Source organism: Pseudonocardia sp. Ae717_Ps2, assembly GCF_001932475.1.
Lineage (GTDB): Bacteria > Actinomycetota > Actinomycetes > Mycobacteriales > Pseudonocardiaceae > Pseudonocardia.
The window spans coordinates 1,972,071-1,992,596 of record NZ_MCIS01000001.1 but is presented as its reverse complement, the minus strand read 5'-3'; the positions used below and the strand labels follow the sequence as shown (position 1 = coordinate 1,992,596).

At 75.2% G+C, this 20,526-nt stretch carries 21 protein-coding genes; 11 read left to right on the top strand and 10 right to left on the bottom strand.

Annotated features, from left to right (window positions below):
- Positions 1-10 precede the first annotated feature (10 nt).
- Together Ae717Ps2_RS09570 and Ae717Ps2_RS09565 are read right to left on the bottom strand one after the other, a co-directional pair.
- Entirely contained in the window at positions 11-1,006 is a 996-nt protein-coding gene (locus Ae717Ps2_RS09570; RefSeq protein WP_075305768.1) for an ester cyclase, read from the bottom strand.
- A 94-nt stretch (positions 1,007-1,100) separates the two neighbouring features.
- The gene (locus tag Ae717Ps2_RS09565) at positions 1,101-2,096 is read right to left on the bottom strand and encodes a LacI family DNA-binding transcriptional regulator (protein WP_020626026.1); all 996 of its coding nucleotides are present in this window, start codon (positions 2,094-2,096) and stop codon (positions 1,101-1,103) included.
- Positions 2,097-2,220: 124 nt separating this feature from the next.
- Between Ae717Ps2_RS09565 and hisD (Ae717Ps2_RS09560) the strand changes: the two genes are divergently transcribed.
- From hisD (Ae717Ps2_RS09560) to Ae717Ps2_RS09550, 3 genes are read left to right on the top strand one after another with little or no spacing between them, the layout of a single operon-like run.
- On the top strand, positions 2,221-3,552 hold the full coding sequence (hisD, locus tag Ae717Ps2_RS09560) for a histidinol dehydrogenase (protein WP_075333242.1): 1,332 nt from the start codon (positions 2,221-2,223) through the stop codon (positions 3,550-3,552).
- On the top strand, positions 3,549-4,310 hold the full coding sequence (locus Ae717Ps2_RS09555) for an SDR family NAD(P)-dependent oxidoreductase (RefSeq protein WP_075333241.1): 762 nt from the start codon (positions 3,549-3,551) through the stop codon (positions 4,308-4,310). The genes hisD (Ae717Ps2_RS09560) and Ae717Ps2_RS09555 overlap by 4 nt, the downstream gene beginning before the upstream one ends.
- Positions 4,307-5,035, top strand: coding sequence for an HpcH/HpaI aldolase/citrate lyase family protein (locus tag Ae717Ps2_RS09550; RefSeq protein WP_075333240.1), 729 nt, complete (start codon positions 4,307-4,309; stop codon positions 5,033-5,035). The genes Ae717Ps2_RS09555 and Ae717Ps2_RS09550 overlap by 4 nt, the downstream gene beginning before the upstream one ends.
- A gap of 347 nt (positions 5,036-5,382) precedes the next feature.
- Here Ae717Ps2_RS09550 and Ae717Ps2_RS09545 read toward each other — a convergent pair whose 3' ends face one another.
- The 5 genes from Ae717Ps2_RS09545 to hisD (Ae717Ps2_RS09525) form a co-directional block, all read right to left on the bottom strand.
- Positions 5,383-6,075: an alpha/beta fold hydrolase gene (locus tag Ae717Ps2_RS09545; RefSeq protein ID WP_083696048.1), complete on the bottom strand. Its 693-nt coding sequence runs from the start codon at positions 6,073-6,075 to the stop codon at positions 5,383-5,385.
- Between the two features lie 3 nt (positions 6,076-6,078).
- Complete coding sequence (locus Ae717Ps2_RS09540) at positions 6,079-6,978, bottom strand: carbohydrate ABC transporter permease (RefSeq protein WP_075305764.1); 900 nt, start codon at positions 6,976-6,978, stop codon at positions 6,079-6,081.
- Positions 6,975-7,841 (bottom strand): carbohydrate ABC transporter permease, encoded by an 867-nt coding sequence (locus tag Ae717Ps2_RS09535; RefSeq protein ID WP_075305763.1) that lies wholly within the window; start codon positions 7,839-7,841, stop codon positions 6,975-6,977. Before Ae717Ps2_RS09535 ends, Ae717Ps2_RS09540 begins: the two co-directional genes overlap by 4 nt.
- Positions 7,842-7,907: 66 nt before the next feature.
- Positions 7,908-9,248: an ABC transporter substrate-binding protein gene (locus tag Ae717Ps2_RS09530; RefSeq protein ID WP_083696049.1), complete on the bottom strand. Its 1,341-nt coding sequence runs from the start codon at positions 9,246-9,248 to the stop codon at positions 7,908-7,910.
- 6 nt (positions 9,249-9,254) lie between these two features.
- Positions 9,255-10,574 (bottom strand): histidinol dehydrogenase, encoded by a 1,320-nt coding sequence (hisD, locus tag Ae717Ps2_RS09525; RefSeq protein ID WP_075305761.1) that lies wholly within the window; start codon positions 10,572-10,574, stop codon positions 9,255-9,257.
- A gap of 193 nt (positions 10,575-10,767) precedes the next feature.
- Here hisD (Ae717Ps2_RS09525) and Ae717Ps2_RS09520 point away from each other — a divergent pair, with 193 nt between their 5' ends.
- The 5 genes from Ae717Ps2_RS09520 to Ae717Ps2_RS09500 all read left to right on the top strand — a co-directional run bounded on the left by Ae717Ps2_RS09520 (position 10,768) and on the right by Ae717Ps2_RS09500 (position 15,821).
- Positions 10,768-11,748: a C40 family peptidase gene (locus Ae717Ps2_RS09520; RefSeq protein ID WP_075305760.1), complete on the top strand. Its 981-nt coding sequence runs from the start codon at positions 10,768-10,770 to the stop codon at positions 11,746-11,748.
- A 75-nt stretch (positions 11,749-11,823) separates the two neighbouring features.
- A complete protein-coding gene (locus Ae717Ps2_RS09515; RefSeq protein WP_139318692.1) occupies positions 11,824-13,023 on the top strand; it encodes a precorrin-3B synthase in 1,200 nt (399 codons plus the stop codon).
- A complete protein-coding gene (locus tag Ae717Ps2_RS09510; protein WP_060714708.1) occupies positions 13,020-13,661 on the top strand; it encodes a precorrin-8X methylmutase in 642 nt (213 codons plus the stop codon). Before Ae717Ps2_RS09515 ends, Ae717Ps2_RS09510 begins: the two co-directional genes overlap by 4 nt.
- Before the next feature lie 89 nt (positions 13,662-13,750).
- Positions 13,751-15,307: a precorrin-2 C(20)-methyltransferase gene (locus tag Ae717Ps2_RS09505; protein WP_075334218.1), complete on the top strand. Its 1,557-nt coding sequence runs from the start codon at positions 13,751-13,753 to the stop codon at positions 15,305-15,307.
- Positions 15,308-15,365: 58 nt separating this feature from the next.
- Entirely contained in the window at positions 15,366-15,821 is a 456-nt protein-coding gene (locus Ae717Ps2_RS09500; protein ID WP_075305758.1) for a GNAT family N-acetyltransferase, read from the top strand.
- Here Ae717Ps2_RS09500 and Ae717Ps2_RS09495 read toward each other — a convergent pair.
- Complete coding sequence (locus Ae717Ps2_RS09495; RefSeq protein WP_233147510.1) at positions 15,802-16,431, bottom strand: HAD-IA family hydrolase; 630 nt, start codon at positions 16,429-16,431, stop codon at positions 15,802-15,804. The two genes, Ae717Ps2_RS09500 and Ae717Ps2_RS09495, sit on opposite strands and share 20 nt — an antisense overlap.
- A gap of 56 nt (positions 16,432-16,487) precedes the next feature.
- Here Ae717Ps2_RS09495 and Ae717Ps2_RS09490 point away from each other — a divergent pair, with 56 nt between their 5' ends.
- A complete protein-coding gene (locus Ae717Ps2_RS09490; protein WP_075333239.1) occupies positions 16,488-17,504 on the top strand; it encodes an alcohol dehydrogenase catalytic domain-containing protein in 1,017 nt (338 codons plus the stop codon).
- Between the two features lie 129 nt (positions 17,505-17,633).
- Here Ae717Ps2_RS09490 and Ae717Ps2_RS09485 read toward each other — a convergent pair whose 3' ends face one another.
- Positions 17,634-18,263, bottom strand: a complete 630-nt coding sequence (locus tag Ae717Ps2_RS09485) for a TetR family transcriptional regulator (RefSeq protein WP_075305756.1) — start codon at positions 18,261-18,263, stop codon at positions 17,634-17,636.
- An 82-nt stretch (positions 18,264-18,345) separates the two neighbouring features.
- Between Ae717Ps2_RS09485 and Ae717Ps2_RS09480 the strand changes: the two genes are divergently transcribed.
- The gene (locus tag Ae717Ps2_RS09480; RefSeq protein WP_075311636.1) at positions 18,346-19,086 is read left to right on the top strand and encodes an SDR family NAD(P)-dependent oxidoreductase; all 741 of its coding nucleotides are present in this window, start codon (positions 18,346-18,348) and stop codon (positions 19,084-19,086) included.
- Here Ae717Ps2_RS09480 and Ae717Ps2_RS09475 read toward each other — a convergent pair whose 3' ends face one another.
- A complete protein-coding gene (locus Ae717Ps2_RS09475) occupies positions 19,087-19,842 on the bottom strand; it encodes a cobalt-precorrin-6A reductase (protein WP_075305755.1) in 756 nt (251 codons plus the stop codon).
- Positions 19,843-19,860: 18 nt separating this feature from the next.
- On the opposite strand from Ae717Ps2_RS09475, the gene Ae717Ps2_RS09470 reads away from it, so the two are divergent.
- Positions 19,861-20,523 (top strand): haloacid dehalogenase type II, encoded by a 663-nt coding sequence (locus Ae717Ps2_RS09470; protein ID WP_075333238.1) that lies wholly within the window; start codon positions 19,861-19,863, stop codon positions 20,521-20,523.
- Positions 20,524-20,526 lie beyond the last annotated feature (3 nt).

Below are 20,526 nucleotides of genomic sequence, written 5' to 3'. Positions count from 1 at the left end.
GGTGCTCCGGTCAGTAGATGTTGGTGTCGGTGAACGCCTCGGTCCGGCCGGCGTCGATCTGCGCACGCAGCGCGATCTCGTCGAAGACCCGGACCTCCTTGACGATGCGGCCGCCCTGGACCAGGAACTGCGAGACGCCGAGCAGCTCCACCTCGCCGCCGGTGAGCGGACCGAACGCGGGCGTGCCGCGGTAGGTCCCGCGCATCACCCAGGTCACCGCGATCCGCAGGCCCGCGTAGCGCTCGGCGTGGTTGGTCTGGACGTCGCGGACCTCGAACCTGGCGTCCGGGAACGGCGCGACGAGCGCGAGCAGGTCGCGCTGGTAGCCGTCCGGGCGGACGACGGTCTGGTCCCCGACGGTGTGCAGGAACAGGTCACGGTGCATGTAGTCGGTGACCTTCTGGTAGCGCCGGGAGTTCCAGACCTCCTCGAGGAACTCCAGTACCATCTCGCACTCGGGCCGGAAGTCGTCCGGCCGCGGGCCGCTGTCGCCGACCGCGAGCACGTCCTTGGGCGGCTGCTCGGTCATCGAGCCCTGGTAGCCGCGGAACCGCAGCTCCCGGGCGGCCTCGGCGGGGTCGATGCCCCGCTGCAGGCAGTCGGCGAGCTCGTCGCGCACCACCCACTCCTCCACCATCCGCCCGCGGCGGTAGAGACAGTTGGCGATGGTGCGCTTGCGGATCCGCCGCACGACGCCGTCGACGAGGATCTCGTCGGCGGAGAAGACCAGGTGCGAGCTGAGGAACGCGTCGTCGCCGCGGGCCTCCCACACCACGTCCTCCGCCTGCCCGACGTGCTGCGGTGTGCCCGCGATGCGCATCAGGCTGCCCTCGATCACCCCGTCGCGGCCGACCACGGTGCCGAGCCCGCCGTGGACGATCGAGTCCGGCTCGTAGTTGTCGACGATGTAGGACACGTCCCGCTGGACCCAGATCCGGTCGGTCACCTCCCGGATGAAGTCGTCCGGGTCGTTGTAGGGCTCATACGCGACCGGGTCGAGCGCCATGGTCGTCCTTCCTCGTCGGGATCCGTGCCACGACTGTATGCGTATGCACATCTGCCGGCAAGGGCCGCGCGGGGATTTCCGGCGACCGGACCGGCTACGCCCGGGGAGCGGCCACGGTCGCGCGGGCGACGTAGTGCGTCGGGTACACGACGTGCCGCGGCTCGGCCGTGGGGTCGGTCAGCCGCGCGACGACCAGGCGGGCGGACTCCCGGGCGACCTCGTCGAGGTCGTAGGCGACGGTGCTGAGACGGACCATGGCCCAGCGCGAGGTCGGCAGGTCGTCGAAGCCGACCACCGAGGTGTGACCGGGCACCGGGACGCCGGCCTCGGCGGCGGCGTCGAGCACCCCGAGCGCGACGACGTCGTTGCCGCACAGCAGCAGGGTCGGTCCGCCGGCCCGCTCGTACAGCGTGCGGAACCCCTCCCGGCCGGTGGCGAAGTCGAACGGGCCGTGCAGCACGTCGCGCTGGGCGAGCGTCAGGCCGTGCTCGTCGAGCACCGTGCGCACGACCTGCTCGCGCACCTCACCGGTGCTGGTGTTGCGCGGCCCGAAGATCGCCCCGATCCGGGTGTGGCCCAGCCGGACGGCCTCGTCGAGCACCTCGCGCACACCCTGCTCGGGGTCGACGGTCACCGCGTCGGCGGCCACGCTGGGTGCGGTCCGGTTCAGGTAGACGAACGGCACGCCGCGGTCGCGCAGCCGGGCGGGCTGGATGGAGTCCACCGTCGTCGTGGACAGCACCACCCCGGCCAGGCCGTGCGCGGCGACCCGCTCGGGCAGCGGCGCGGTCCCGGCCGACTCGGTGATCAGCACGAGCTCGTGGCCGAGCCCCTCCAGCTCGTGGTGCAGCGGGCCGATCATGTTCGCGTAGAACTGGTTCTCCAGGTCGGCGACGACCAGCCCGATCCGGTTCGAGCGGCCCACCGACAGCGCCCGCCCGATCGCGTTGGTCGAGTAGCCCAGGGCCAGGGCCGCCTCGCGGACCTTGCGCTTGGTCGCCTCCGACACCCGGGGGTGGTCGGTGAGCGCGCGCGACACCGTCGGCTGCGAGACCCCGGCGAGCCTCGCCACGTCGCGACTGGTGACCATGTCCGCCCTTCCCCCGACCGGCCGTCGAGCCTAGTGCTCCGCCGGACACACCCTTGACAGCGGCGCGTCGCCGCCGTTCACTGCTGAGCCGTAGCGCATGCGTATGCTACCAAGAGAGGGCGGTATGGCGCAGGAACTGAAGAGTGCGACGGGGACGGCCCCGCGCCGCAGCGACGCGGGCGTCGCCGAGCGGGTCCGGGCGATCGTGGACGACGTGCGCACGCGCGGCGACGCGGCGGTGCGGGAGTACGCGGACCGGTTCGACGGCCGCGCCCCGGAGCGCCTGACCCCCGAGCGGGTCGACGAGCTGGTCGCGTCGCTGCCGCGGCAGGTGGTCGACGACATCCGGTTCGTGCAGGACCAGGTCCGGAACTTCGCGCGGGTCCAGCGGGAGTCCCTGCACGACGTCGAGGTCGAGACCCTGCCGGGTGTGGTCCTCGGGCACCGGCACGTCCCGGTCGGCTCGGCGGGTGCGTACGTGCCGGGCGGGCGGTACCCGCTGACGGCGTCGGCGCACATGACGATCGTGACCGCGAAGGCCGCGGGCGTCCCGCACGTGGTCGCCTGCACGCCCCCGATCCGCGGCGAGGTCCCGGCGGCGACGGTCGCGGCGATGCACCTGGCCGGCGCGGACGAGATCCACGTCCTGGGCGGGGTCCAGGCGGTCGCGGCGATGGCACTGGGCACCGACTCGATCTCCCCGGTCGACATGCTGGCCGGACCGGGCAACGCCTACGTCGCCGAGGCCAAGCGGCAGCTGTTCGGCGAGGTCGGCATCGACCTGTTCGCCGGGCCCACCGAGATCCTGGTCGTCGCCGACGACACCGCCGAGCCGCTCACCGTCGCCGTCGACCTGCTGTCGCAGGCCGAGCACGGCCCGGACTCCCCCGCCGTACTCGTCACCACCTCCGCCGCACTGGGACGGGCGGTGCTCGACCTGGTCGACCGGCTGCTGCCGGGGCTGCCCACGAACGACCTGGCCGGGCCCGCGTGGCGCGACCACGGCCGGATCGTGGTCTGCGACGACGCCGACGAGATGTGGCGCGTCGCCGACGACCTCGCCGCCGAGCACGTCCAGGTGTTCACCGCCCGGCCGCGCGAGGCGCTGGACCGGATGCGGAACTACGGGGCACTGTTCCTCGGGGAGAACACCTGCGTCTCCTACGGCGACAAGGTGATCGGCACCAACCACGTGCTGCCCACCCTGGGCGCGGCCCGCTACACCGGCGGGCTGTGGGTCGGGAAGTACCTCAAGACCTGCACCTACCAGGAGGTGCGCGACCCCGCGGCGAGCGCCGAGCTCGGCCGGGTCTGCGGGCGGGCGTCGCGGGTGGAGCTGTTCGAGGGGCACGCCCGCTCCGGCGACCTGCGAGCCTGGCGGCACGGCGGCGACCGGTTCGGCTGGCTCGATGAGGTCACGGCCGCCACCCCGGCCGTCCCGGTGGCCGGGTCGTGAGCGGATCGGTCACGGGGCGCACCGCGCTGGTGACCGGCGGCGGCAGCGGGCTGGGTGCGGCGATCGCGTCGCACCTGGCCCGCGCCGGCGCCCGGGTCGTACTCGCCGGACGGCGCGCCGACGCCCTCGCCGCGACCGCGGCCCGGATCGGGCCCGCCGCCCGGGCCGAGACGTGCGACGTCGCCGACCCGGACTCCGTCGCGGACCTGGCGGACCGGCTCGGCGACGAGGAGGTCTCGATCGTCGTCAACAACGCCGGGATCGCCGGTCCGGTCGCCCCGCTGGTCGAGGTGAGCCCGCAGGAGTGGGACGAGGTGTTCGCGGTCAACGTGCGCGGCACCTACCTGGTGTGCCGGGCGTTCCTGCCGCCGATGCTGGAGCGCGGCGACGGCGACGTGGTCAACGTGGCCTCGGTGTCGGGGAAGCGGCCGCTCGCCCGACGCACGCCGTACTGCGCGTCGAAGACCGCGGTGCTCGGGCTGACCTCGACGCTCGCGTTCGAGGCCGGCCCGGCCGGGGTGCGGGTCAACGCCCTGTCGCCCGGCCCGGTCGAGGGTGACCGGATGGACCGGAACTTCGCCCTCGATGCGCGGCGGACCGGCACCGACGTCGCCGCGGCGCGCGCGGCGTTCGTCGGGCGGGCCGCGCTCGGCCGCATGATCACCGCCGACGAGGTGGGTGCGGCCGTCGTCGCGATGCTCGCCATGCCGGGGCTGTCGGGCGCCGACGTCGACCTGTCGGCCGGGATGATCGCGTGAGGGCGCGGGTCGCCGCCGGGGAGCGGCTCGCCGGGGCCCTGGTGCGGATGCCGTGCGAGGAGATCGTGGAGATGCTCGCCGTCGCCGGTCTGGACTTCGTCCTGATCGACTGCGAGCACGGCCTGGCCGACGTGTCGTCGCTGCGCACCCACATCGCGTTCGCCGACGCGCACGGGCTCCCGGTGCTGGTCCGGCCCGGGGAGGGCGAGCACCACCTGGCCCAGCGCGCGCTCGACCAGGGCGCCCGCGGGATCGTCGCCCCGCACGTGGAGGACGCGGAGCAGGCCGCCGCGCTGGTGCGGGCGCTGCGGTACCCACCGCACGGGACCCGGGGGTTCGCGACGTACCCGCGGGCGGGCCGGTTCGGCGAGGTCACCGCGGCGCAGAACCGGGCGGCGGCGCAGGACGTCCTGGTCGTGGCGATGCTCGAGTCACCCGGCGCCCTCGCCCGGGCCGGGGAGATCGTCGGGGTGGACGGGATCGACGGCTGGCTCGTCGGCGTCGCGGACCTGGGCGCGTCCCGCACCGACACCGACCCGCCCGTCGCGGAGCTGCTGGCGGCGGTGCGCGCCGACCCGGCGGTCCGCGGCGCCGTGCGGGCCGACCTGGCGGGATCGGCGGACGCGGCCGCGGCGTCGTTCGACGGCGGGGCGCAGCTGGTGGTCTACAACCTGACCGCGGTGATGATGGCGTCGTTCCGGGAGCTGGCCACGGCGACGGGCTGAGCGCCGCCGCCGGCAGGGCAGGCTCCGACCATGATCGCCGCGAGTGAGGGTTCCGGTGCCGTCCGTGGCACCGGAACCCTCGCTCGCGGCAATCTTGCGGTCGGCCCGGCGCACAACACCCCCGAGCCGGGGCTCGGCGCGTCCCCCTGCCCCCGGGCGCGTCGGCTCCCCCACGTGCCCGACGGCCGCGCGGTGATCCGCGGTACGCGCGCAGAACCGGTCGTCGCGCGCGTCCCGACGCGCGCGAACAGCCGATCACCGCGCGAGCGTCGGATCACCGCGCGGGCGTCGGATCAGCACGCGAACGCGGGATCACCGCGCGGGCTCCGGATCACACACGCGAGCGATCAGCGGGCGGAGCGCCCGTGCACCTCGGACAGCCACTCCCCCAGCAATGCCGCCACTGTGTCCTGGTCCTCGACCGGGAGCAGGTGACCGACGCCCGGCAGCACGTGCAGCCGGGCGTCCGGCACCAGCTCGGCGATCTCGGTGTGCCGCTCGACCGGGCACAGCCGGTCCTGCTCGCCGGCCAGCACCAGGGTCGGCACCGCGACGGCGGGCAGGGCCGGGCGCTCGTCGACGCGGGTGCCCTGCAGTCGCAGCTGGGCCGCGAGGCGCCGCTCCCCCGTCTCGTCGGCCATCTGGAGGGCGGTGGCGTCGAGCGACCGGTCGTGCAGCAGCAGGTCCAGCGGCTGCAGGGCCCGGGCGGGGGCGCCGTCGTCGAGCCGGGTGAGCGCCGCGTCCCAGCCGGCGCGCTGTTCGGGGGTGGGCGCGCGGGCGTTGGTCGCCATCAGGCACAGCCCGGCGACCCGCTCCGGGGCCCGCCGGGTCAACGCCATCGCGACGATCCCGCCCAGGCTGAGCCCGCCGAGGGCGAACCGGTCGGGCAGGGCGTCGAGCAGCGCCTGGACCTGCTCGTCGAGGGTCGGCCGGTCGAGGACCGGGTGCAGCGCCCCGGCCCCCGCCGGGCCCCACAGCCGGGCCGAGCAGTTCATGCCCGGCAGCAGGACCAGCGGCGGGGACGACGGGACGGCGGGCACCGCTCAGCCCTTGACCGAGCCCGCGCCCAGACCGGCGACGAGGTAGCGCTGGGCGACGAAGGCGAACCCGATCACCGGCAGCGTCAGCAGGATCGCGGCGGCGCCGGCCTGCTGGAGCATCGGCAGGGTCTGCCCGAGCTGGGTGGCGATGAAGACCGGGACGGTGCGGGCGACGACGTCGGTGAGCACGTTCGCCGTCAGGTACTCCTGGAACGCGAACAGGAACATGAAGATCCCCGCGGTCAGGATCCCGGGGCCCATCAGCGGCACCATGACCCGCCAGAGGATCTGGAAGCGGCTGCAGCCGTCGAGCATGGCGGCCTCGTCGAGCTCCTTGGGGATCTCGGCGAAGAAGTTGCGCAGCAGCCAGATCGAGAACGGCTGGTTGATCGCCACGAGCGCGGCGGCGACGGCGACGGTCGTGTCGTAGATCCCCAGCGAGCGCGACAGCTCGTACATCGGCAGTACGACCGCGAAGCGGGGCAGCGCACGGAAGATCAGCGCCGTGATGAGCAGGGCCACCGACACCCAGCCCGGGTAGCGCGACAGCGCGTAGGCGGCGGGGATGCCGATGAGCAGCGCGATCACCGTGCTGATCAGCGCGACGACCAGGGTGTTGAGCAGGTACCGGTAGAACTCGGTGGTCTGCCACAGGTCGACGAACGCGGTGAACGTCGGGGTCCAGGTGAACACCGGCGGGTCGAGGAAGGCGACGTCGGTCGGCTTGGTGACCGACATGGCCGTCCACAGCACCGGGCTCAGCATCACCCAGCAGACCACCAGCAGCAGGCCGCCGACCAGCACGGTCCTCCCCCGCGGGCGGCGGCGGGCCCGGGCGGGGCCGGCATCGTCGGACGGGCCGGGGGCGGTGGTGGCCGGCGGGGTGGTCTGCACGCTGGTCACTGGCGGGCCTCCTTGGCCATGTCCCGGATGAACGGGGAGAGCAGCAGCACGATCAGGACGATGAGCAGCACGTTGATCGCGCTGCCGAGCCCCAGCTGCTGGCCGCCGTCCTGGAAGGCGATGTTGTAGATGTAGAGCATGATCGACTCGTTGCCGATCTGCGGTGCCTGCGGCGAGAGCGGGACGAGCTGGTCGAACGTCCGCAGCACGTCCATGATCGAGATGATCGAGACGAAGGTGAGGACGCCCCGGATGCTCGGCACGATCACGTGCCAGTGCACCCGCCAGCCGGTCGCGCCGTCGATCCGGGCGGCCTCGACGATCTCCCCCGGCACGCCCTGCAGCCCGGCGAGGATCACCAGCATGGCGAACGGCAGCATGAACCAGACCGTGTCGAGCCCGATCATGACCCGGTTCGCCCACGGCTCGGTGAACCAGAGGATCTCGGCCCCGGTGAGTTCGGTGATCAGGTAGTCGACGACGCCGCCGAAGTTGGAGTCGAACAGCCAGGAGAACATCGTGGCGCCGACGACGTTGGGCACGACGTAGGACACCAGCAGCACGCCGAGGACCCACGGGCGGGACCGGCCGAGCCCGTTGACCAGGACGGCGAGCACGTAGCCCCCGACCAGTAGGACGGCGACGACCGCGACGGTCAGGCCGACGGTGAACAGCACGGCCCGCCCGAGCCGGGGGTCGGACAGGGCCTGGGCGTAGTTGTCCAGGCCGAGGAAGGTGCCGGGTTCGCCGTAGTTGACCCGCTGCAGGCTCCACTCCACCGTCTTGTAGAGCGGGAACAGCAGCAGGCCGAGCATCACCAGCAGGCTCGGGGAGACCAGCCCCAGGAACTCGCGCCTGCGCATGATCGCCTCACCTCGCTCTCGTGGGTAGTGGGAAGGGGTCAGTGCCAGTACCTCAGCGCCAGTACGTCAGCGCCGGTACTCGGCGACGATCGCGGTCGCGATCTCCTGCATCTGCCGCTGACCGTCGGGGATCGTCGTCCGGCCGGCCAGCACGTCGGCGACGACCGGGCGGGTCTCGTTGCTGATCCGGGAGGTCCACGGGAACGGCTCCGGCGGCGGGGCCTTCCCGAGCGCGGTCAGCTGCGCCGGCGCGAACGGGCTGCTCGCCGGCGTCACGCTGCCCTCGCGGGCCGGGAAGGCCGCCGGCACCGCGGCCCGCGACGCCTCCTCGCCCACCGAGGCGGCGACCAGCCGGAACAGCAGGTCCTTGTCCACCTCGGTGTTCTCCGGGATGGCCCAGCCGTCCACCGACAGGGCGTTGTAGAGGACGTCCCCACCGGCGACCGACGGCGGCGCGGCGAACGCGAAGTCGGTCGCGAACCGGCTGTTGGCGGGGTCGGTGAGATCCAGCATGCGGCCGCTGAACATGATCGCGATCGCGGCCGAGCCGTTGTACATCTGCTGCTGCACCGCGGGCTGGGCGAAGGTCGTCACCTGCGGGTCCATGAACGGCAGCAGCGACCGCAGCTCGGTGAAGGCCCGCGCGGCCTGTGGGGTGTCGAAGTTCGGGCGGCCGGTGTCACGGTCGACGTAGTCGGTGCCCAGCGAGCCCAGCGCCGCGTCGTAGGCGGTCGCGACGTCCGAGCTCGCCAGCAGCGGCAGGGCCAGCGGGTAGCGGATCCCGCCCTCGCGCTGGATGCGGTCGGCGGCCTGGCGCAGCTCGGCGAAGGTCCGCGGCGGGGCGATGCCGAGGCGGTCGAACACGTCGCGGCGGTAGGCCATGACGAAGGTCTGGGCCTGCATCGGGATGCCGTAGAGCTTCCCGTCGTAGGACAGCGCCTCGCGCATCTCGGGGTTGAGCCGGTCGAGACCGAGCTCCGCGCCGTAGCGGACCATCAGATCGTCGAGCGGGTGCAGCTTGCCGGTCGAGGCCTGCTGCGGGACGACGAATCCGTAGGTCTCGAGGATGTCGTACGTGCCGTAGCGCCCGGCCAGGGTGGCCGTCGTCTTCTGCGACTGGCCCGCGTAGTCGACCGGCTCGTGGTGCAGGGTCACCCCGTCCTTGGAGCAGCTGCGCACCATGGAGTTGGTGAACGGGTCGATGGCCGAGGAGTTGTAGGCCAGGACGTTGACGTCCACCGACGACGGCGGCGGCGGGAAGTCACACGGGACGAGCGTGGCGGTGGCGGCGGGGGTCCGCGACCCGGCGCCGCACCCCGCGAGCAGCAGGACGACGGCGAGCCCCACCGCGACCACCGGAAGGCGGGCGCCGCGGCCGGCGACCACGCCCCGTGTATACATACGCATGCGCGTTCAGCTCCTGAGCGCGTCGAGTCGGATGCGGGCGCTGTCCCGGTGTCCGACGAGCTGCTCGAAGTCGGACACGGTCACGGTCGGCTCGGCCTGGGCCCGGGTCGCCTCGCGCGTGGCCCGCTGGTAGGTCAGCTGCTTGAGGAAGCCGGCCACCGACAGCCCGCCGGTGTAGCGCGCCCCCCGGGTCGTCGGCAGCACGTGGTTGGTGCCGGACATGCCCTTGTCGGCGTAGGCCACCGTCGAGTGCGGGCCGAGGAACAGCGAGCCGTAGTTGCGCAGCCGCCCCAGCCACCAGTCGAGGTCCTCGGCGATCACCTCGAGGTGCTCGGGAGCGAGGGTGTCCATGACCCGGGCGACGGTCTCGCGGTCGGGCGCCAGGTAGACCGTGCCGTGGTCGCGCCAGGCCGCGCCGGCGATCTCCGCGGTGGCCAGGCCCGCGAGCTGCTTCTCGATCTCCCGCGGGACCTCCTCGGCCAGCCGCTCGGAGGTGGTGGCCAGCGACGCGGGCGAGGTCGGCCCGTGCTCGGCCTGGGCCAGCAGGTCCGCGGCGACGGTCGCGGCGTCGGCGGTGTCGTCGGCGATCACCGCGATCTCCGACGGCCCGGCCAGCACGTCGATGCCCACCTGCCCGTAGAGCTGGCGCTTGGCCTCGGCCACGTAGGCGTTGCCGGCGCCGACGATCATGTCCGAGGGCGTCCCGTCGAGCAGCCCGAACGCCATGGCGGCGAGTGCCTGCACACCGCCGACGGCGTACACCGCGTCGGCACCGCTGATGTGCGCCGCGTAGAGCACGGCCGGGTGCGGGCGCCCGTCGCGCGAGGGCGGGGTCGCCGCGACGATGTTCGGCACGCCCGCCACCCCGGCCACCCCGACCGTCATGAACGCGCCGGCCAGCAGCGGGAACCGGCCCGCCGGGAGGTAGGCGCCGACGTTCCCGACCGGGATCAGACGCTGACCGCACACCACCCCGGGCAGGACCTCGGCCTCGAAGTCCTGCAGCCGGTCCCGCTGCATCCGCGCGAACCGACGGGTCCGGTCCGCGCCCGCCTCCAGCGCCTCGCGCAGGTCCGCGGGCAGCTCGTCCCCGGCACGAGCCAGCTCGGCGGGGCCGACGAGCAGGTCGGTGCCGGTGAACCCGTCGAGCTCCCGGGCGTAGCGCAGCACCGCGTCCATCCCGCCGGCGGAGATGGTGCGCAGCATCTCCGAGACGGTGGCGACCACGGCCGGGTCGCGCAGGTCCGCGCTGTCGACGACGGCAGGCGCCTTCGCCACGGTGACGGGCGACCCGATGCGCCGCAGGTCCGCTTCAGTAAGATGCATACGCATACACTAAGAGCAGCGGGGGGACCTGACAAGAGGCTGACGGCGTTCGGGCCGCGCGTTTCACCTCCCGGTACCCGGCGACGACCTGCGAGGCGGGTCGTGAACGGTGAGCGGGGCCACCCCACTCGTCGTGATGACCCGGCGGTGTGGGTGCTTGCCCCGACGCCTCCCGCCGTCGAGAGTCCCGGCCGTGCCCCGTGTCCTGCCCGTCCTGTTCGCCGCGGTGCTCGGTTGCGCCGTCCTACCCGCGGCCGCCGTCCCCGCGGCCGCCGAGGGACAGGGGCGGACGTTCGTCGCCGTGTCGGTCGCGACGGTGTGGACCTCACCGGACAGTCCGCGCCCGCGGGACCGGGCCGCCGTCGCCACCCCGGCCGACCCGGCCGGGTGGCTGGGGTCGATGAGCAGCGAGGACCGCCGCGAGCTCACCACCGCCTCGCGCACCCAGACCCAGGTGCTGCTCGGCGCCCCCGTGACCGTGACGGCGCGTCGCGACGGCTGGGCGCAGATCGTCGTGCCCGGCCAGCCGTCGGCCAAGGACCACCGTGGCTACCCCGGCTGGGTCCCCGAGGCCCAGCTCGTCGACGACCCCGCGTTCGGCGCGCTCGCCGCGGGGGCGCCCGCCGGCACCGTCGACGACGTCGCGACGACCTGGCTGTACCGCGACCCGGCCCGCACCGAGCGGCTGCGCGAGATCAGCGTCGGTACCCGGCTGCCGGTCGTCGGCGAGGCGGGCGACGCGGTCCGGGTCGCGCTGCCCGGCGGCGACCAGGCATGGACGGCGGCGGAGACCCTCCGGCCGGGGGCGCCACCCTCTCCGACCGGGGAGGGGCTGGTCGCGACCGCGCGGCTGTTCCTGGACCGTCCGTACCTCTGGGGCGGGCGCTCCGGGTTCGGCCCGGACTGCTCGGGCCTGACCGGGCTGGCCTACGCGCTGCACGGGATCACCGTCGGGCGCGACGCCTCCGACCAGTCCCGCGGTGGACGGCCGGTCGGCGACCCCGCCGACCTGCGGCCCGGTGACCTGCTGTTCTGGAACTCCCCCGCGACGCACGTCGCGATGTACGCCGGCGGCGGCAGGATGATCGAGGCGTTCGACGCGGCCACCCCGGTCCGGGTGACCCCGGTGCGGTTCGACGCGACGTACTCCGGGGCCCGCCGGTACCTGCCGTGATCTGAACACCTGACGAGGTGTGACCGCCGCCCCGGCAGGTCCCTTCGGCGGTCTCGGATGCCTACAGTGTCCGGCGTGCCGTCGCCGACCACCCGCACCCGCACCGACGCCTGTCCCGGCGTCGTCTCGCCGCACGCGGCCGCGGACGGGGCGCTCGCGCGGATCCGGCTGCCGGGCGGGATGGTCACCGCGGCGGCGCTGCGGGCGGTCGCGGCCCTGGCCCGCGAGGCCGGGGACGGCGCCGTCCACCTGACCTCGCGCGGGAACCTGCAGCTGCGCGGCCTCGACCCGGCCGACCCGCGCCCGGTGGAGCGGCTGACCGTGGCCGGGCTGCTGCCGTCGACCACCCACGAGCGGGTCCGCAACGTGCTGGCCTCCCCGCTCTCGGGGATCGCCGGGGGTCTTGCCGACGTCCGCGGTCTGGCCACCGCGCTCGACCGCGGCCTGTGCGCACGCCCCGCGCTGTCGGCGCTGCCCGGCCGGTTCCTGTTCGCCCTCGACGACGGCCGCGGCGACGTCGCCGCCGAGCGTGCCGACCTGTGCTGGCGGGCACGGGGCCCCGAGGAGGGCGAGCTCCTCGTGGCGGGCGTCCCGACCGGCCTGTGCTGCTCCCCCGCCGAGGCGCCCGCGCTGCTGCTCGACGCGGCCGCGGCGTTCCTCGACCTGCGGGCCGCGCACGCCGCCGACCCGGCCGCGCGGGCCTGGCGCGCCGCGGAGCTGCCCGGCGCCGCGACCGGGGTGGCGGCCCGGCTGCGCGGACACCGGTCGGTGTCCTCCCCCGGTCCGGGGCTCGACGACAGCACGCCCGGGGGTCCCGGCCCGGTGCTCGTCGGAGCGCTGGGTGGCGGCGCGCTGGGGGTCGCGCCGGTGCTCGGGGAGCTGTCGGCCGGGCAGCTGGACCTGCTGGCCGAGTCGGCTGCGCAGCTGCTGGTCACCCCGTGGCGCACCCTGGTGCTGCCCACCCCCGCACCCGGTGCCGCGGCCCGGCTGGCGGCGGCGGGGCTCGTCGTCGACCCCGGGCACCCGGCGGTGCGGGTCAGTGCCTGCGCGGGCGCTCCGGGCTGCGCGAAGTCCCGGGCCGACGTCCGCGCGCACGCGCTCGTGCTGATCGCGCGGGGCGGGCCGCGAGCGGGCGCGGGGCCCGACGCGGTGCACGTCGTCGGCTGTGGCCGGCGCTGCGGCGCCCCGCACACGGCGCACCGCGACGCGGTCGCCACCGGGCGCGACACCTACGTCATCGACGGACGCACGATCACGACCGAGGAGCTCCGCTGAGCGGGTACGACTACATCACCGACGGCAACGAGATCTACCGCCGCTCGTTCGCGACGATCCGCGCGGAGACCGATCTCTCCGGGCTCCCGCCCGGTGTCGACGACATCGCCGTCCGCATGATCCACGCCTGCGGCCAGGTCGACCTCGTCGACGACATCGCCGCCTCCGACGGCGTCGTCGCGGCCGCCCGCTCCGCGCTGCGGGCCGGTGCCCCGATCCTGTGCGACGCGATGATGGTCGCCTCCGGGGTGACCGCCGCCCGGCTCCCCGCGGACAACGAGGTGCTCTGCCTGCTGCGCGACGCCCGGGTCCCCGACCACGCGCGCCGGATCGGCAACACCCGGTCCGCGGCCGCGCTGGAGCTGCTCGCCGACCGCTTCGAGGGCGCGGTGGTCGCGATCGGGAACGCCCCGACCGCGTTGTTCCACGTGCTGGACCTCATCGACCGGGGCGACGCACCCCGCCCGGCCGCGATCATCGGCATCCCGGTCGGGTTCATCGGTGCCGCCGAGTCCAAGGTGGCCCTGTCCGAGCGGACCGACCTGGAGCACCTCGTCGTCCACGGCCGTCGTGGCGGGTCGGCGATCACCGCGGCGGCGCTGAACGCGCTGGCCCACGAACAGGAGATCATCGCGTGAACGCGCAGCAGCACAGCGAGAACGAGCCTGCGAGTGACGCGCATCAGCACAGCGAGAACGAGCCTGCGAGTGACGCGCAGCAGCACAGCGTGACGGGCACCCTCTACGGCGTCGGCCTCGGTCCGGGCGACCCCGAGCTGACGACCATTAAGGCCGCCCGGCTCGTCCGCGACGCCGACGTCATCGCCTACCACTCCGCGCGGCACGGCCGCTCCATCGCGCGCCGGATCGCCGAGCCGCACCTGTCGGGCACCGCGATCGAGGAGGCCCTGGTCTACCCGGTCACCACCGAGGCCACCGACCACCCCGGCGGCTACCAGGGCGCGATCGACGCGTTCTACGCCGAGGCCGCCGCCCGGCTCGCCGCGCACCTGGACGCGGGCCGCGACGTCGTGCTGCTCGCCGAGGGCGACCCGCTGTTCTACGGCTCCTACATGCACATGCACAAGCGCCTGGCGGGGCGCTATCGCACCGAGGTCGTGCCGGGCGTGACCTCGATCAGCGGTGCGGCCGCGGCGATCGGGCAGCCGCTGGTGGAGCGCGACGAGGTACTCACCGTGCTCCCGGGCACGCTGCCCCGTGAGGAGCTGGCCCGGCGGCTCGCGGGGACCGACTCGGCGGCGGTGATGAAGCTCGGGCGCACCTTCACCGCGGTCCGCGGGGCGATGGCCGACGCCGGCGTGCTCGACCGGGCCCGCTACGTCGAGCGGGCGACGATGGAGGGGCAGCGGACCGGGGCACTGTCCGACGTGGACCCCTCGGACGTGCCCTACTTCGCGATCACCCTGGTGCCCGGCGAGGTCGCCGCATCGGTGCCCGAGGAGGCCGTGGCGTCCGTCGCGGAGCGCGGGGGCGCGGCGGCCGAGGAGCGGTCGGTGCGCGGGCCGGGTGAGGTCGTCGTCGTCGGGACCGGGCCCGCCGGGCGGGACTGGCTGACCCCGCAGGTCGCCCGCGCGCTGTCCGAGGCGGACGACCTCGTCGGCTACGGCCCCTACCTGGACCGGGTGCCGCCGAACCCGCGTCAGACGCGGCACGCCTCGGACAACAAGGTCGAGTCCGAGCGGGCCGCGCACGCGCTGGACCTCGCCGCCTCGGGTCGGCGGGTCGCCGTCGTCTCCGCCGGGGACCCGGGGGTGTTCGCGATGGCGACCGCGGTGCTGGAGGTGGCCGCGGAGCCGAAGTACCACGACGTCCCGGTCCGGGTGCTGCCCGGCATGTCCGCGGCGCAGGCCGTGGCGGCCGCCGTCGGCGCCCCGCTGGGGCACGACCACGCCCTGATCTCGCTGTCGGACCGGCTCAAGCCGTGGGACGTCGTCGCGGACCGGCTGCGTGCCGTGGCCGCGGCCGACCTGGCGATCGCGATCTACAACCCGCGCTCGAAGGCCCGGCCGTGGCAGGTCGGGGCGGCCCGCGACGTGCTGCTGGAGCACCGCGCCCCGGACACGCCGGTGGTGCTGGGCCGCGACGTCGGCGGCGCCGGGCAGCGGGTCGTCGTCACCACGCTGGGCGAGCTGGACCCGGAGCAGGTGGACATGCGGACCCTGGTGGTCGTCGGCTCGTCGACGACCCGGGCGGTCGAGCGCGGCGGCACGACCGTCGTGTTCACCCCCCGGCACTACGGCCCCGGCGGCACGACGACCGACTGATCACATCGGCTCGTTGACGACATCCTGACGGATGCCGGTTCCGCGCTAGCGTCACGCCGTGCAACTGCGGGTGTGGCGATTCGGGCCCGACGACTGGGAGCAGGCCCGCGTGGCCCGCCTCGCGTCGGTGCGGGACGGGTTCGGTGAGGACAGCGACTTCTACCGCGAGCAGGCCGCCCTCGAACCGGCCGCCTGGCGGGTGGTCCTGACCGAGCACGTCCGCTTCGCCGCCTTCGACGGCGACCGCCCGGTCGGCACCGCGTGCTGGCGGGCCGGTGACGACGGCGACGGCCTGCTGTACGGCATGTGGGTGCACCCCGACCTTCGCGGTACCGGGGTGGCCGACGCGCTGGTCGACGCGGTCACCGCCGTCGCTCGCGAGAACGGGTCGCGCACGCTGTCGCTGAAGGTGGAGCCGGACAACGCCCGCGCGATCGCCTTCTACCTCCGGACCGGGTTCGTCGCCGACGGCGTGCCCGGTCCGGGGCTGACCGTCATGAGCCGCCCGGTCTGACCGCGTCCGCGAGCCCCAGCAGGGCCGTGAGCTCGGGCAGCCCGGAGAGTCGCAGGTCCCCGTCGAGTCCCCGCAGCGCCGCGGTCGCCGCGCCGGCGGCCCGGCCCGCGTCGAGCCCGGCCCGTGCGTCCTCGACGACGAGGCAGGTGGCCGGGTCCACCCCGAGTGCGGCCGCCGCGGCGCGGTAGCCCTCCGGGTCCGGCTTGCCGTGCCGCACGTCGTCGCGGGCGACGAGCACCGGTGCGACGATCCCGGCGGCGCCGAGGCGGGCCTCGGCGAGCCGCCGGTCGGCGCTGGTCACGACGGCCCACGGGATCCGCGCCGCGTCGAGGGCGGCGAGCAGCGCGTGCGCGCCGGGCAGCGCGACGACGTCGTCGAGGTCGTCGTACTGCAGCTCGAGCTGGCGGGCCGCGGCCGCGTCGAGCACGGCACCGGTGAGGTCCGGGCGCAGCAGCCGGATCGTGCCGTCGCTCGGCACCCCGTGCGCGACGCGGACCAGGTCGGCCTCGGCGACGCCGTACTCGCGGGCCCAGGCGGCCCAGGACCGGGCGACCGCCTCGTCGGACTCCACCAGGGTGCCGTCCATGTCGAACAGGATCGCGGCGTACACCGCACCACCCCTTTCCCTCGGACGGCGAGCATATCGAGCCTGGAAGGATCCCCTCCATGCGAGCAGTACGGATCACCGCGTTCGGTGCGCCACCCGAGGTCGTCGACCTGCCGGACCCCACGCCGCCCGCGGGCGGGGTGGTCGTGCAGGTGGAGGCGACCGGGTTGTGTGCCAGCGACCGCTTCGCCTGGGCCGGGCACGACGGCGACGTGACGCTCCCCCACGTCCCCGGCCACGAGCTGGTCGGGCGCGTGGTCGCGACCGGCACCGGGGTCACCCGGTTCCGGGCCGGTGACCGGGTCACGGCGCCGTTCGTCTGCGGCTGCGGTGTGTGCCCGGACTGCCGGGCGGGCCGCGCACAGGTCTGCCCGCACCAGCAGCAGCCCGGCTTCACCCACGACGGCTCCTTCGCCGAGCTCGTCGCGCTGCACCATGCCGACCACAACCTGGTGCCGGTCCCCGACGACGCCGACGCCGCCGGGGCCGCGCTGCTCGGCTGCCGGGTCGCCACCGCGCACCGGGCGCTGGTCGGGCGCGGCGGGCTGGTCGCCGGGGAGCGGGTCCTCGTGCTCGGCGCGGGCGGGGGCGGCCTGGCCGCGGTGCTGATCGCGGCGGCGCTGGGCGCCGAGTCGGTCGTCGCGGACCCCTCGCCCGCGGCCCGGGCCCGGGCGGTCGAGCTGGGCGCGGCGGCGGCGGTGGACACCGCCCACGGCCCGGACGCGGTCCGCGAGGCCGTCGGCGACGGCGGCGCCCGCCTCGCGGTGGAGGCCGCGGGCCGGGCGGACGCCCTGGACCTCGGCGTCCGGTCGCTGCGCAGGCAGGGGACGCTGGTGCAGATCGGCCTGCTCGCCCGGGAGCCGGTGGTGCCGGTGCCGCTGATGATCGCGCACGAGCTGACGGTCACCGGGAGCCACGGCATGGCCGCCGCGGACTACCCGGAGCTGATGGCACTCGTCGCCGAGGGCCGCCTCGACCCGGGCCGGCTGGTCACCCGGCGGACCGGGCTGGACGCGCTCGCCGGGGCGCTGGCCGCGGCCCCGGAACCGGGCGGGATCCTCGTCGGCCTGCCCTGAGCCCCGGCCTGCCCCGGGACCCGGTCCGCCCCGGGGTGCGGCGTGCCCACGTTCCGGCCTCCCCCGGGTTCCGGCAGCCCCCGGGTTCCGGATGCCCCGACGGACGACGCGCGACCGGTGGGCCGGCCGCTACCCCCGATCCGGGCCGGGCACCTCGTCCGGGGACCGCCGCGGCGCGGCGAGGCGCCGGGCGGCCTCCACGACGAAGGCACGGCGCGCGGCCCGCTCGGCCGGGTCACCGGGCTCGGCACCGGTCACCATCGAGGCGAGCTGGGGCACCGTGTGCCACCAGGCGGCCAGCGCGATCAGCGCGAACACCAGATGGGCCGGGTCGAGGCCGTCGTCGATCGTCCCGGCGCGCTGCGCGGCCGCGAACCGCTCGACCTTCTCCCGGTAGTGCCGGCTGCGCCCCGGGCGCCCGGCGACGTGTCCGGTGGCGTCCAGCCCCTCCCACTGCAGCAGCCGGGCGAGCACCGGGTGGTCGGCGTGGTGGTCGAACGTGGCCCCGGCGAACTCGCCGACGTCGTCGAGGCCGGTCCCGGTCGCGCGGACGCCGGCGGCGAGCAGCTCGAGCTGCTCGGCCAGCACGAGGTCCCAGAGTGCCTGCTTGTCGCCGAAGTAGCTGTAGAGGCGCTCCTTGTTGATCCCGGCCCGGGCGGCGATGCGGCTCATCGTCGTGCCCTCGCGGCCGCGCTCGGCGAACTCGGCGGTGGCCGCGTCCTTCAGCCTGCGTCGCGTCCCCTCGGTGTCCCAGGCCATGGCCGCACGGTAGCGGAGGGGCGTACGCTCATCTCCAACGCCATCGTTGGAGTTGGAGTTGGAGATCGAGATGGAGGCCGTCATGACCGAGCCGACCGGACCGGGTGCGGGCGACGTCGCCGTCGTCACCGGCGCGAACAGCGGGATCGGGTTCGAGATCGCCCGCGGGCTGCTGGCCGCGGGACTCACCGTGTACGTCGGGGCGCGCGACGCCGCCCGCGGTGCCGACGCGGTCGCCGCACTCGGTGCGGGCGCCCGGCCGCTCGCGCTGGAGGTGACCGATGCGGCCTCGGTCGCGGCGGCGGCTGCCGCCGTCGAACGGGTGGACCTGCTGGTGAACAACGCCGGGGTGGGCGACTCGTTCGCGACGGCCCCGGAGTCGACCGCAGAGGACCTGCGCCGGGTCTACGAGGTGAACGTGTTCGGCGTCGTCACGGTGACCAACGCGTTCCTGCCCGCGCTGCGGCGCTCGGCTCATCCACGGATCCTCAACGTCTCCAGCGGGACCGGGTCGCTGACCTGGAGCACCGGCCCGAACCGGCAGTTCGACCACCGCTCGGGCGGGGGCGCGGCGGCCTACCGGTCGTCGAAGACGGCCCTGAACGCGCTCACCGTGTCCTACGCCCAGTCGCTCGCCGACGCCGGGATCGCGGTGAACGCGCTGGCCCCGGGGCTGCGGGCGACCAACCTCAACGCCCGCGCGGCCACGTCCGCCGGGGACCCGGCCGAGGCCGCCGCCGGCGCGGTGCGGCTCCTGCTGGCCCCCGACGGCGGCCCGACCGGCACCTTCGTCGACTGGACGGGCGAGCCGGTCCCCTGGTGATCAGTCCCCGAGCAGCCGGGCCAGAGCCGCCTCCACCGTGGACTCCACCGCGACCCCACCGGGCAGCGGCGGCCGGTCGACGAGCAGGACCGCCACCCCGCGCTCCCGGGCCGCGGCGAGCTTCGGCGCGGTCGCCGCGCCGCCGGAGTCCTTGGTGACCAGCACGTGCGGGACGACGGCGTCGAACAGGGCGCGCTCGTCGTCGAGGGCGAACGGGCCCCGGTCGAGCAGCAGCTCGTGCCGGGCGGGCAGCGGGCCGTCGGGCGGGTCGACCGCCCGGATCCAGAACGCCGCGTCGACATCGGCGAAGTGCGCCAGTCCCCCGCGGCCGGTCGTGAGCAGGACCCGCCCGGCGGGGCCGGGGAGCAGGTCGGGCAGCGCGGCCGCCGCGGCGGCGACCGAGGGGACCCGGTGCCACCGGTCCCCCGGCCCGGGCGTCCAGCCCGGCCGGCGCAGCACGACCAGCGGCACCCCGGTGCCCGCGCAGGCGGCGGCCGCGTTCGCGGTCATCGTCGACGCGAACGGATGGGTGGCGTCGAGCACCACCGCCACCCGCTCGGTACGCAGGTGCGCGGCCAGCCCGTCGGCACCGCCGAACCCGCCGATCCGGACCTCGCCGTCGGGCAGGGCCGGGCTGCGCACGGCCCCGGCCAGCGACGACACGACCCGGACGTCGTCGCGGACGGCCAGCGCGGCGGCCGCGGCACGGCCCTCGGTCGTACCGCCGAGGACCAGCACCGTGCGGGGAGCACTCACACCCGTCAGGGTAGGGGGATGGCGATCACGACCGTGGTGTTCGACGTCAACGAGACCCTGTCGGACCTGACACCCATGGGGGCCCGGTTCGCCGCGCTGGGCGCACCGGAGTCGCTCGGGCCCCTGTGGTTCGCCGCGACCCTGCGCGAGGGCATGGCGCAGGCCGCGGGCGGGGAGCTGACGACCTTCGCCGAGCTGGCGACGGCGACCGCGGCCGGGCTGCTGCGCCGGCACGGGGTCACCGACCCCGACCGGGGCGCCCGGCACGTCGTCGACGGATTTCTGGAGCTGCCGGTGCACGACGACGTGCACGGCGGGGTCGCGGCGCTGCGGGCCGCGGGGCTGCGGCTGGTGACGCTGTCGAACGGCGCCGCGTCGGTGGCCGAGCGGTTGCTCGGCGACCACGGCCTGCGCGAGCAGTTCGACGCCGTGCTGTCGGTCGAGGACGCCGGGATCTGGAAGCCGGCGCCGGAGTCCTACCGGTACGCGCTGCGGGCCTGCGGGGTCGACGCGGGCGAGGCGGTGATGGTCGCGGTGCACCCGTGGGACCTGCACGGCGCCGCGCGGGTCGGGATGGCGACGGCCTGGCTGGACCGCCACGGCGACACCTGGCCCGGGTACCTCACCCCGCCGACCTTCACCGTCGGCGCGCTGGCGGCGCTGGCCGGCCACCTGGCCTGAGCC

What these genes read in the sequence shown, in the direction of transcription:
- Ae717Ps2_RS09570 (WP_075305768.1), bottom strand. Translation starts at nt 1,006, where the DNA reads ATGGCGCTCGACCCGGTCGCGTATGAGCCCTACAACGACCCGGACGAC.
- Ae717Ps2_RS09565 (WP_020626026.1), bottom strand. Translation starts at nt 2,096, where the DNA reads ATGGTCACCAGTCGCGACGTGGCGAGGCTCGCCGGGGTCTCGCAGCCG.
- hisD (WP_075333242.1), top strand. Translation starts at nt 2,221, where the DNA reads ATGGCGCAGGAACTGAAGAGTGCGACGGGGACGGCCCCGCGCCGCAGC.
- Ae717Ps2_RS09535 (WP_075305763.1), bottom strand. Translation starts at nt 7,841, where the DNA reads ATGCGCAGGCGCGAGTTCCTGGGGCTGGTCTCCCCGAGCCTGCTGGTG.
- Ae717Ps2_RS09530 (WP_083696049.1), bottom strand. Translation starts at nt 9,248, where the DNA reads ATGCGTATGTATACACGGGGCGTGGTCGCCGGCCGCGGCGCCCGCCTT.
- hisD (WP_075305761.1), bottom strand. Translation starts at nt 10,574, where the DNA reads ATGCATCTTACTGAAGCGGACCTGCGGCGCATCGGGTCGCCCGTCACC.
- Ae717Ps2_RS09490 (WP_075333239.1), top strand. Translation starts at nt 16,488, where the DNA reads ATGCGAGCAGTACGGATCACCGCGTTCGGTGCGCCACCCGAGGTCGTC.
- Ae717Ps2_RS09485 (WP_075305756.1), bottom strand. Translation starts at nt 18,263, where the DNA reads ATGGCCTGGGACACCGAGGGGACGCGACGCAGGCTGAAGGACGCGGCC.
- Ae717Ps2_RS09480 (WP_075311636.1), top strand. Translation starts at nt 18,346, where the DNA reads ATGACCGAGCCGACCGGACCGGGTGCGGGCGACGTCGCCGTCGTCACC.
- Ae717Ps2_RS09470 (WP_075333238.1), top strand. Translation starts at nt 19,861, where the DNA reads ATGGCGATCACGACCGTGGTGTTCGACGTCAACGAGACCCTGTCGGAC.